Source organism: Bacteroides cellulosilyticus DSM 14838, from assembly GCF_000158035.1.
GTDB lineage: Bacteria > Bacteroidota > Bacteroidia > Bacteroidales > Bacteroidaceae > Bacteroides > Bacteroides cellulosilyticus.
Window position 1 is genome coordinate 94,399 of the sequence record NZ_EQ973491.1, and the last position, 12,259, is coordinate 106,657.

At 43.2% G+C, this 12,259-nt stretch carries 9 protein-coding genes; 5 read left to right on the top strand and 4 right to left on the bottom strand.

Annotated features, from left to right (window positions below; all coding sequences use genetic code 11):
* On the top strand, positions 1-1,142 hold a 1,142-nt coding region (locus BACCELL_RS12715), incomplete at its 5' end, for a Rid family hydrolase (protein ID WP_007212216.1).
* Positions 1,129-3,189, top strand: coding sequence for a cytochrome c biogenesis protein CcsA (locus BACCELL_RS12720; RefSeq protein WP_007212217.1), 2,061 nt, complete (start codon positions 1,129-1,131; stop codon positions 3,187-3,189). The genes BACCELL_RS12715 and BACCELL_RS12720, both read left to right, overlap by 14 nt.
* Before the next feature lie 94 nt (positions 3,190-3,283).
* Here BACCELL_RS12720 and BACCELL_RS12725 read toward each other — a convergent pair whose 3' ends face one another.
* Positions 3,284-3,637 carry a DUF2023 family protein gene (locus BACCELL_RS12725; RefSeq protein ID WP_007212218.1) on the bottom strand — a complete coding sequence of 118 codons (354 nt, stop codon included), beginning with the start codon at positions 3,635-3,637 and terminating at the stop codon, positions 3,284-3,286.
* Positions 3,638-3,659: 22 nt separating this feature from the next.
* Positions 3,660-4,166 carry a flavodoxin gene (gene fldA, locus BACCELL_RS12730; RefSeq protein WP_007212219.1) on the bottom strand — a complete coding sequence of 169 codons (507 nt, stop codon included), beginning with the start codon at positions 4,164-4,166 and terminating at the stop codon, positions 3,660-3,662.
* Positions 4,167-4,356: 190 nt separating this feature from the next.
* On the opposite strand from fldA, the gene BACCELL_RS12735 reads away from it, so the two are divergent.
* Both BACCELL_RS12735 and BACCELL_RS12740 read left to right on the top strand, forming a co-directional pair.
* Positions 4,357-4,602, top strand: a complete 246-nt coding sequence (locus BACCELL_RS12735; RefSeq protein WP_022210577.1) for a hypothetical protein — start codon at positions 4,357-4,359, stop codon at positions 4,600-4,602.
* Positions 4,602-4,937: a type II toxin-antitoxin system RelE/ParE family toxin gene (locus BACCELL_RS12740; protein ID WP_007212221.1), complete on the top strand. Its 336-nt coding sequence runs from the start codon at positions 4,602-4,604 to the stop codon at positions 4,935-4,937. Before BACCELL_RS12735 ends, BACCELL_RS12740 begins: the two co-directional genes overlap by 1 nt.
* Positions 4,938-4,946: 9 nt before the next feature.
* Here BACCELL_RS12740 and BACCELL_RS12745 read toward each other — a convergent pair whose 3' ends face one another.
* A complete protein-coding gene (locus BACCELL_RS12745; RefSeq protein ID WP_007212222.1) occupies positions 4,947-6,149 on the bottom strand; it encodes an MFS transporter in 1,203 nt (400 codons plus the stop codon).
* 51 nt (positions 6,150-6,200) lie between these two features.
* Positions 6,201-8,621 (bottom strand): sensor histidine kinase, encoded by a 2,421-nt coding sequence (locus BACCELL_RS12750; protein ID WP_007212223.1) that lies wholly within the window; start codon positions 8,619-8,621, stop codon positions 6,201-6,203.
* A gap of 367 nt (positions 8,622-8,988) precedes the next feature.
* Between BACCELL_RS12750 and BACCELL_RS12755 the strand changes: the two genes are divergently transcribed.
* On the top strand, positions 8,989-12,259 hold a 3,271-nt coding region (locus tag BACCELL_RS12755; protein WP_007212224.1), incomplete at its 3' end, for a glycosyl hydrolase.

Sequence of the window (12,259 nt, forward strand, 5' to 3'; positions counted from 1 at the left end):
AACAACAAACCAACCAATCAGAGAATACATTAACCAAGATTTTTAAATATGAAGTAAAAGAAGGCGTTTCAGAGTTTCATGTAATGATTCACTCTACCCGGCCGGAAGACACTTATGAAGAACAATTAAATGCAGTGGCCAATGCCTACAACGATTTGCTTGCAGGTGAATTGAAAGGTGCCATGGCTGTGTTTAAACGTTATTTTCTGAGTGATACCGCCAATCAGGCTGACCTCCTGCTGGCTATCACTACCGAAAGTTCCGACTGTGCTCTTTCCGTGGTAGAGCAGCCCCCTTTGGATGGGACGAAAATAGCTTTGTGGGCTTATTTACAGACCGATATACAGACACAAGTGCTGCACAACGGACTGTTTGAAGTAAAACACAATGCGTATCGCCACCTGTGGGGAGGCAGTGCTTTCAATCGTGCTGCTAATTCTGAATACCAGACCCGTTTGTTGCTGAATGACTACGTGATGCAGCTTATGGAACAAGGATGTAAATTGGCGGATAACTGTATCCGTACCTGGTTCTTCGTACAGAATGTGGATGTGAATTATGCCGGTGTGGTAAAGGCACGTAATGAGGTGTTTGTTACTCAGAATCTGACGGAAAAAACACACTATATTGCCAGTACAGGTATCGGCGGACGTCATGCTGATCCTAAAGTATTGGTGCAAATGGATACCTATGCTGTGGCAGGCTTAAAGCCGGAACAGATACACTTTCTTTATGCTCCTACGCATCTGAATCCTACTTATGAGTATGGTGTCAGCTTTGAACGCGGAACGTATGTCGATTACGGTGACCGGCGTCAAGTGTTTATTTCTGGTACGGCAAGTATCAACAATAAAGGAGAAGTGGTATACCCCGGCGACATCCGCAGGCAGACGGAGCGGATGTGGGAAAATGTAGAAGCCTTGCTGAAAGAGGCTGAGTGTACATTTGATGACTTGGGACATATGATTGTTTACTTGCGTGACATTGCAGACTATGCAGTTGTGAAGAGTATGTATGACAAGCGTTTCCCGGATACTCCAAAAGTATTTGTACATGCGCCTGTATGCCGTCCCGGATGGTTGATCGAAATGGAATGTATGGGAGTTAAGGCTTTGAAGAATAAGGAATATGCACCTTTTTAATTTGAAGAAAAGTCTCGTCTTCTTATATATCTGTCTGGTGGCTTTGCTCGCTGCGGTGACCTTTGTGGAGCATGTACATGGAACAGAGTTTGTAGAAAAGTATGTTTATCATACAGTTTGGTTTTGTTGTTTGTGGGGAGTACTTGCCGCATTGGCAGTTGCCGTGTTGGTTAAGCGGCAGTTGTGGCGGCGTCTCCCGACATTGTTGTTGCATGGCTCCTTCCTCGTTATCTTGGTGGGAGCCATGATTACATTTTCATACAGCAAAAAAGGATATATGCATCTCACAGTAGGTACTGAGGTGGGAACTTTCATAGACCAAGACAGTAAGCGGGTAATCGAACTACCGTTCACCCTATGTTTAGACAGTTTTCGGGTGGAGTATTATCCGGGGACGGATGCTCCGGCAGATTACGTCAGCTATATTCGGGATGCGGAACCTGTTTCCATGAATCGTATCCTCTCTCGTCAGGGGTATCGCTTTTACCAGTCTTCTTTTGATGATGATAAAGAGGGGAGTTGGTTGTCGGTGAATTATGACCCGTGGGGAATAGGGATTACGTATGCAGGATATATTTTGCTGGGTATCTCCATGTTGTGGATGCTTGTCGGTCGCAGTGGGGAATTCCGTAGATTGCTCAGGCATCCGTTGCTTCGAAAAGGGGGAATGTTTGTGTGGTTGCTCATGGTTACGGGAGCGGCGATGCAAGCTGAAAACAGAAGTCTTCCGGCACTTGCACTCAGACAGGCGGATAGTCTGGCATCCAAACAAGTGATTTATCATGATCGCGTAGTACCTTTTAATACCCTTGCACGAGACTTTGTATTGAAACTGACCGGGAAATCTTCTTATGGTGGCATGACACCCGAACAGGTTGTCGGAGGTTGGTTACTTCGTCCGGAGGTTTGGCAGAATGAACCGATGATTTATATAAAGAGTGCGGAACTTCGTCATTTACTCCGATTGCCTTCTTCCTATGCTTGTCTTACTGATTTGTTTGATGGACAAAACTATCGCTTGCAGGAATTTTGGAAAGGAGGACAAAAGCCACACATGAAAATGACTTCGTTGGAAAAGGCTATCATGGAAACGGATGAAAAGGTGGGATTGATACTGATGCTACGGAGTGGAACACTTATCCGTCCTTTACCGGAAGATGGGAGTATAAAACCACTGTCTGACGTAGAGGTGCAGGCTGAAATATTGTACAATCGCATTCCATTCAGCAAACTGTTGTTCATGTTCAATTTGACTGTAGGGATGTTGGCATTTTTCTATCTGCTTTATTGCAGCATGCATCGTTCGGCAGGTAAGGCATGGAGTGTTTTTACAGTTGCACTTTATGCGGCATTTCTTTTTCAACTCTTTGGCTACTGTTTGCGGTGGTATATTGGCGGGCGTATTCCGTTGAGCAATGGATATGAAACCATGCAGTTTATGGCACTGTGTACACTTCTGCTTGCATGCATATTCCGGCGTCGCTTCTCTTTTACGTTGCCTTTTGGACTGCTTATTTCGGGTTTTGCTTTGTTGGTAGCTTATCTTGGGCAGAACAATCCTCAGATCACTCCTTTGATGCCTGTGTTGCTGTCTCCTTGGTTAAGTATCCATGTTTCTCTGATTATGGTATCTTATGCATTGTTTGCCTTTATGATGCTAAATGGATTACTGGCATTCTGCATAGGAGGCTGGCGAAAAAAGACAATCGATTCGGAGATTCAGGAACAGCGTAAGGTTCGTGTGGAGCAATTGATGCTTTTCAGTCGGTTGATGCTCTATCCGGCAGTATTTTGTCTGGGGGCGGGAATTTTTATTGGTGCTGTGTGGGCAAATGTTTCATGGGGTCGTTATTGGGCCTGGGACCCGAAAGAAGTCTGGGCTTTGATCACCTTTTTAATCTATGGTGCGGCATTCCACGGACAATCGCTTGCCGTCTTCCGGCAACCCCGGTTCTTCCATGCTTATATGGTGTTGGCTTTCCTTACGGTGCTGATGACTTACTTCGGAGTAAATTATCTACTGGGCGGTATGCATAGCTATGCCTGATTATCTTTCTATTTTCGGATGATATAATAAAAATGCCTACGGAATCCGCAGGCATTTTTTACAAAAACAACTAACTAAACACATGCAAAGTTAATCAAGCGCACCGGACTTTTCTTTCACAGTACCGTTCGCATTGCGCACATATATCATAACCTAACATTGCCCCGAGTATGAAATCTTCTTCGGGAGACAGCTTGTTCAGTGGCTGCCTTACCAAAAGACGGATTGCTTCGATGCATTCCTTGCGTCCAAAGAAAAGATTGATCCTACCGTTTCCTACCGGCTGGATAACATAGCTTATCTTTTGGTCTGTCAGGCGTTTCACGGCAAAAGCTTCATACTTCTTGTTTGTAGTATAAAGTACCATCTGGCGTACTCCTTTCTTAAATTCGTAGATGTGGTTCAGGAATACTTTCAATTCTACCGGGTTAATGTCAGATATTGTCATAAGGCTATGGAATAAGAGAAAATTATGCCAAGTGATTTTTTATGTCGCTCACCCAAGCGTCGATACGTTCTTCCGTCTTATCACTTTCGTTGATGTCATCAAGAGCGAGTCCGACAAACATACCGTCGATGACGGCAATAGAGGAGGAGAAAGAATAATCTTTTGCAGATACCTTACCAACGATGGTACAACCGGAATCCTTGATATCTTCGTATATGATACCCATGCCATCGCAGAATGTATCGCAATAAGACTCAGCATCACCACAACCGAACAGGGCAATTGTTTTTTCTTTCAGGTCTGATTCTTTCAACACTTTAACGCCATCATACCAGTCATCCTGCAATTCACCGTCACCCCAGGTGGAAGTTCCTAAAAGAAGAACTTCGTATTCTTTTACCATGTCGGCATTCATTTTGCTGACATCGATTACATCAGATGCGGGAACACCAAGTTTAGAAGCGATTGTTTCGGCAATGCCTTGTGTAGTTCCGGTTGAGGAACCATAAAATATTCCTATTTTCTTCATACTATAAAATGGTTTAATTTGTACGGTTGCAAAGTAACGGCATCAGAGGGGTTTATGAAATACCCACAAATAATGAAATGTTTCTTTGTAGCTAACCACTTATAGGTATGACTGAAAACAAATGATAATCCATTAAGAAATATAGAAGTTTTATCTATCTTTGCTGATGGATACTAAAAATAAATCGATTATGAACACTTTAGAATTGGAAGCTTATAAAGCGGCATTAGCTAGAGAAGTGTTGAACATCAATAACCAAGAGGTGCTCGATACAATAAAAGATATTATACAGAGAAGTGGAAATCTGACCAATGCTCCTTATCAGATAGGTGTCAAAGAGGCCCGAAAACAGTTGCAGGACTCCGAAAAGCGCTTTGATGAAGGGGAATACGTGAGTGAAGAGGAAATGGAAGAGTTTTATAATGCACTGCAATAATGAAAATACAATACGACATTGAAGCACGACGACAAATCGGTGAGATTTTCAAATATGGAAAAGTGAAATTTGGTATTCAGATTGCTCTGAAATATAAAGAGAAGCTCAGAGAAAAAATAAATACTTTAAAACAGAATCCCTTAATTGGCAATATTGAGTGGATGCTGACTGATGAAGAGCATGAATACAGATTTCTTTTAGTGAAACCTTACAAGATAATATACTCCGTAAAGGGAGATATTATAAGAATTCATCTTTTCTGGCATATTCACCGTAATCCTGATATTTTAAAAGATTATCCGATAGGAGTCTGTGAAGAAGCACCTCCTTATTGAAATATATAATTATTTACGGTTTTTCTTCAAATCAGGCAAAAACCAGGTAACCAATCCGAGTAACGGCATATAAGCGCAGACGTTATAAACAGCTTCGATGCCGAACTTATCCGCCATATTTCCCAATACAGCCGAGGCAATACCTGCCACTCCGAAAGCAAATCCGAAGAATAATCCGGAGATCAATCCCAGTTTACTGGGTAATAATTCCTGCGCATATAACAGTATGGCGGGAAAAGCAGATGAAAGAATCAGGCCGACACAGAAACTCATAATAATTGTGGCAAGCAAGCCGACATGAGGCATCAGCATACTGAAAGGTGCAGCACCGAGGATGGAACCCCAGATGACGTACTTTCTTCCGATACGATCTCCGATAGGACCACCCATCAGTGTTCCGATGGCTGTAGCCACGAGAAACACAAAGAGATAAAGCTGGGAGTCCTGCACACTTACTCCGAATTTATCAATCAGATAGAAGGTGTAATAGCTGCTTAAGCTTGCCATATAAATATATTTGGAGAAGATAAGTATCAGCAGGATAGAAATGGAAAGAACCGTTTTCCCCATAGGCAAAGGCATCTGCATATGAGGTTGCAGGGCAATATGATCACGTTTCATCCGGGTAATGTATCCTTTGTACCATTTGCCGACAGGTATCATTACCATGATTGCTATCACTGATAAAATTGCGAATAATGCGATGTTGTGCCTACCATAAGGTGCTACAATTAAAGCTACCAGTAACGGACCCAATGATCCTCCCAGGTTTCCACCCACCTGAAACAGGGATTGTGCCAATCCTCTTCTGCCTCCGGAGGCGAGCGAAGTGATGCGGGATGCTTCCGGGTGAAGTACGGAAGAACCTATACCTATGGTGAATACTGAGAACAATACCCAATAAAGATTCGTGGAAAAGGCCAGATTCAACATCCCCGTCATAGTGAACAACATACCCATCGGTAGTGTCCAGGCAAACGGGCGCTTATCAAAAAATAATCCGAATACGGGTTGGAATACCGATGCGGACATCTGATAAACCAGCGTAATCAATCCGATTTGTGCAAAACTCAATGTCAAGTCCTCTTTGAAAAGCGGATATGTGGCGGTTATGACGGATTGCAATAAGTCGTTCAGACAATGGGAAATACTTAATGCGATCAATATCGGATAAGCTATCGAGCTTACCGGGCGTTGTGTATTCTGTTGCATGATGGTTGCGTCTCTAATGTAAATCGGGCGCAAAGGTACAAAATAAAATGATTAATACGGATGAGTAAACCAAAAGCATGAACCTTCTCCTTCGGTTGATTCCACTCCGATTTTTCCTCCCATCTGAGATACTAAACTTTTGCAGATGGAAAGTCCGAGACCGGTACCCTGTACAAAGGTATTGAGTTTCACAAACCGTTCGAATATGCTATCAATTTTCTCTTTGGGAATCCCGAAACCTGTATCACGTACATAGAATTTTATTTCGTGAGGTGCCGTCTGTTCATATCCTAAAGCGATAGTGCCTTGTTTCGTAAACTTCAATGCATTGTTTATGAAATTGGTTATGACCTGCATGAATCGGTTCTTGTCTGTATAAATATGGCAATCGGGCATATACTTCTCAAAGACCAGATCCACAGTTTCCGGCACTTTCATCTCCATCGATTTGATGATTTTCATGCAGCTTTCGTTTACATCCAGGTCAGAACGTACGAAGTCGAATGTTCCGGACTCTATCTTCGAAAGATCGAGAATATCAGAAACCAGTTGCAGAAGCAATTCATTATTTGTTTCTACTATTTTGATATATTCCTGGCGTTCTTCCCTGTCGTCTGTTTCTGCCAGCAGACTGGAAAAACCAACGATAGAATTGAGCGGAGTACGTATTTCATGACTCATATTGGCAAGGAAAGCAGATTTCAAGCGGTCCAGTTCTTCGGCTTTGTCACGGGCAATGATCAGCTTCTGTTCTGTCTCTTTCAAGGGAGTGATATCATAGTTGATACACAGCATTTCAATAACTCCATCCTGAGGACGATAATCCCTGACCATTACGTTTATACTGGTCCACGAATATTTTCCGTTACCTCTGTTGATGCGTACTTCTTTACTTAAACTAGTGGCTTTCCCTTCTTTAACCTGACCTACAAACTGTTTCAGAACAGCGCAATCTTCCGGGTGAACATGAGAATACACTCCGATAACCTGAGGCATGGGAGTATTTTCTTTTTCACCCAAATTCCTGTACCATGTATTCTGGGCATACCCGTCTCTTGTCATTATATTAAAATGAGCAAACCCTACTTTGGCATAGTCACCTATTAAGAGGAACAGATGCTCAAACTCTTGTATTTTGGTGTATGCACTGGTGGTTTCTGTTGTATCTATATTGATAAACAGGTAATTGCTGAATTGATTCTGCGAATCGTAAAGCAGAGCCACTTTGGTTTGAAGATTGATAACATCTTTTCTTCTACTTGTGACGTATCGGTCGATTTTAGAAAAGTCATAATTAATAGAGAAGTCCACATTTTCTCTGGCACGCAATTTTTCTTTCACGTCTTCGGGGATATTGGGATTTTCAAACAGTGATACCCCCAATGCTTCCTTCATATCCGCCAAGCCGAATATTTCAAGTTCTTTATCATTCATATCTACCAGATACCCGTCTTTGTCGTAAAGCTCGATACCTACCGGCAGATTCTTATAAATATTACGAAGAATTTTCTCACTGTGATCCAATGCGCGGCGATCCTCTTTAGCCTGAAGTTCCGCTTTACGTAATTGGAGGCAAATGCTGATGATGTTTCCTAAAGAAGAAAACCATTGATGGTCGATGTTACTCCAGCTGCGGTGTGTTCTGACCATATCGATGCCCATATATCCCCATACCTTATCTTTCGAAAGGAGAGGAACCACCATTACCGATTTAATGTCTTGCACCTCTAGGGTATCACGGTAAACTTTTGCTTCGGGAGGCATATCATCCAATGTATTCAGAATGATTGATCTCTTTTCTGAGATTTGGCGATCCCACCAGAGAGAATCATCCCAAGGTACATCTTGCAGGAAATCCAGTTCCTGGGATATTCCTTCGGCTGTTGCTTCGTAAATGCAACTTTGTACTTTATGTTCCCGGTCTATTTCGAATATATAGGTACGGTCTCCTTTGGTTTGTTTGAGTAGATCTGCCAATATTTTATTGATGATCTGTGTAATATCATCCGATTGAAGAAAAGCGAGCAATGAATAAGAAAGGCTGTTTTGTTGATAAAGCAGGCTGTTTACCTGAAGAGAGTCTGTGCTTTCACTCATTTCTCCAGCCTGTTTGTCTATACATTGCAGATATCCTATCATATTTTTGTAACCCTCTTCGTCCGGTTGTTTGAAGCTGATTTTAGAATACACCCATATATCCCCATCTTTTGCCCGGATGGGGAACATTTGCTCATAGGTTTCTATGTTTGTGAGCGAAAAGTATTCATTCCTGAGTCGCCTCCGATGATCCTCCCGTATTCTTTCATGAAAATCTTCGAAACTGATCCGGTCGCTTTCAAGTCCGAGTAAGTCAATTATAAAGTCTGAACAAATATATTGGCGATTCTTCAGGTCCGATTCCCACCAACCCATTTTAGCCATTTGCGCAATCTGGCGATATTTCTCACAGTCAATATTTGGCTTCTCTTTCATATATCTTTTTGCTCCTGTTTTCTATCCTTTATTAAAATCTCAGTGGGCAAATATAGAGATAACTTTTATATTTTGAGGAATTTGTTGTCAAAAGAATGTTATTGCTTGCAGTATGGTACTTATAAAGGGCTTTGGGGGAACCGTTGAAGGAAGGAGGAGGATGAGTACAAAATAGGCGGTTTTTCGTCTTTTGGTATAGGAATGAATAAGACTCACCACAGATTACACAGATTCACACAGATTTATTAATCTAATAATCAGTAAAATAGAATCTGTGAAACTCTGTGTTACTCTGTGGTGAATTAATTCATAACCATACAGAAATGAATAAATAAACTCCTTACTTATATAAATAATTAAGATAAGAATGAAAACTCCGTTTAAATTCCGAATATTCATAGCATCCTTACTGTTGTGGATCGTTGCCAACCCTACCTCCGCTCAACAGATACGTTCACTTCACGAACAATTTCTTCATCCTTCAGAAGAGGCAAAACCCTGGACGTTCTGGTATTGGATGTATGGTGCCGTATCAAAAGAAGGGATTACTGCCGATTTGGAGGCTATGAAGCAAGCTGGGCTGGGAGGTACGTATCTGATGCCGATTAAGGGAATTAATGAAGGAGCGCAATATAATGGAAAAGCACAACAATTGACACCTGAATGGTGGGAGATGGTGCGTTTCAGTATGGAAGAAGCCAATCGTTTGGGATTAAAGTTGGGTATGCATATCTGTGATGGTTTTGCATTAGCCGGTGGCCCTTGGATCAGTCCGGAGGAATCTATGCAGAAGGTGGTATGGAGTGACACAATCGTTGAGGGGGGTAAACATAAGGCGCTCCGTCTGCCACAGCCCGAGGCCTATAAAGGTTTTTATGAAGATATCTCTCTGTTTGCTTTGCCCATAAAGGAAGTACCGGATGAGATGCCGGCCCGAATAACATGTGTCAATATAGCTATGGAAGAGCATGCTGATTCTCCCAAAGCGGTGAATATGGATGCTGCCGGTGTTATCCGTTCTTCATATCCTTGTTATATCCAGTATGAATACGAGCGTCCTTTTACCTGTCGTAACGTTGAAGTGATTCTGAGTGGTAATAACTATCAGGCGCATCGACTGAAAGTGATGGCAAGTGATGACGGAGTGAATTTTCATTTGGTGAAACAGTTGGTACCTGCCCGTCAGGGATGGCAGAATACGGATGAGAATTCAACGCATGCCATTCCTGCAACTACCGCTCGCTATTTCCGCTTCTATTGGACTCCTGAAGGGAGTGAGCCGGGAAGTGAGGATATGGATGCAGCCAAGTGGAAACCTAATTTGAAGATAAAGCAGTTGCGACTGCACCGGGAAGCCCGGTTGAATCAGTGGGAAGGGAAAGCTGGACTGGTATGGCGTGTTGCCTCGGCTACGAAAGAAGCGGAAGTCGGAAAGAAAGATTGCTATTCCCTTTCACAGATTATCAATCTGACCGATCAATGTAAAGCAGGTATATTGACAACTACTCTTCCCAAGGGAAAATGGAAATTATTGCGTATGGGGCATACTGCCACCGGACATACCAATGCCACTGCCGGAGGGGGAAAGGGGTTGGAATGTGATAAGTTCAGTGCGAAAACAGTGCGTAAACAGTTCGACAACTGGTTTGCACAGGCATTTCTAAAGACAGATTCAGACGTTGCACGCTGTGTATTGAAGTACATGCATGTGGATAGCTGGGAATGTGGCAGTCAGAATTGGAGTGATACGTTTGCAGCTGAATTCCGGAAACGTCGCGGATACGATCTGATGCCTTATTTACCGTTACTGGCGGGTATTCCGATGGAAAGTGTAGAACGGAGTGAAGAGATTCTGAGGGATGTTCGTACTACTATATCCGAGCTTGTTGTTGATGTCTTTTATAAAGTATTGGCGGATTGTGCTAAAGAATATGATTGTCAGTTCTCGGCAGAATGTGTAGCTCCCACGATGGTGAGCGATGGGTTGTTGCATTACCAAATGGTGGACCTTCCCATGGGAGAATTCTGGCTGAACAGTCCTACCCATGACAAACTGAATGATATGCTGGATGCTGTCAGTGGGGCACATATTTATGGAAAGAGCATTATCCAGGCAGAAGGATTTACGGAGGTGCGTGGTACATGGGATGAACATCCCGGAATGTTGAAGGCGTTGCTCGACCGGAATTATGCATTGGGGATTAACCGCCTTTTTTATCATGTGTATGTCCACAATCCATGGCTGGATCGCAAACCCGGTATGACATTGGATGGCATCGGCCTTTTCTTTCAGAGAGATCAGACCTGGTGGAATAAAGGGGCAAAGGCACTTTCTGATTATGCCACACGTTGTCAAGCATTGCTACAGTATGGACATCCGGTAGTAGATATTGCCGTTTTCACAGGAGAAGAGATTCCAAGGCGTGCAGTGCTGCCGGACCGATTGGTTCCTTCTCTTCCGGGTATTTTCGGGGCGGAGCGTGTGGAAAGTGAGCGTATTCGTCGGACGAATGAAGGACAACCTTTGCGTGTGCGTCCTGTGGGCGTTACGCATTCTGCCAATATGGTTGATCCGGAGAAATGGGTGAATCCGCTTCGTGGTTATGCTTATGATAGTTTCAACAAGGATGCATTGCTCCGGTTGGCGAAAGTGGAAGATGGCAGGATGACATTGCCGGGTGGAGTCAGTTATAAAGTGTTGGTCGTACCGCTTCCTCGACCGATGAATCCGGAACAGGCAGAGTTGTCTCCTGAAGTGGAGAAGAAGATTAATGAATTGAAGAAAGCGGGCATATTGATTCCTGACCTTCCTTATACCGGAGATGACTTCTCGGCATACGGATTGGAACGTGATCTGATTGTGCCGGAAGATGTTGCTTGGACACATCGTCGGGGAGAACAGGGGGATATTTATTTTATTGCTAACCAACGGGAAGAGACACGTACTTTCACTGCAAGTATGCGTATCTACGACAGAAAGCCCGAATGTTGGAATCCATTGACAGGAGAAATAGACTTCCGGCCTTCGTATGAACAGAAGAATAATCGAACGGAAGTTACACTGACGTTGGCGCCGAATGAATCCGTATTCATCGTATATCCGACAGAAAAGAACTGTTTCGGTGATGAGAAGAGTTTACAGAAGCAACAGAAGGAGGGGAGTTATTCTGCGAAAGAGTTTTCGGAGGTTGCAGTAGAATTGGGAGAGTATACAGTGAATTTCATAACTAATGGCAGGACCGTAAATCGGAAAGAACTTTTCGATTGGAGCCGGGAGCAGGATGAGAAGATCCGGTACTATTCGGGAACAGCCGTCTACAGGACTGCATTCCATTGGAAAGACAAACCGGAAACAACTGTTTATCTGAATTTGGGAAAGGTCTGCAACCTGGCAACTGTCCGCGTGAATGGTGTGGACTGTGGAACAATCTGGACTGCTCCTTACCGGACTAATATTACGGCAGCTTTAAAGGAGGGTACAAATGAACTCGAAATAGAGGTGACCAATACTTGGGCGAATGCTCTCAAAGGAGCTGATGAAGGAAAAGCACCATTCAGCGGAATCTGGACGAATGCCAAATATAGGAGACAGGAAAAAACACTGCTTCCGGCGGGACTGCTGGGACCGGTTTCATTCC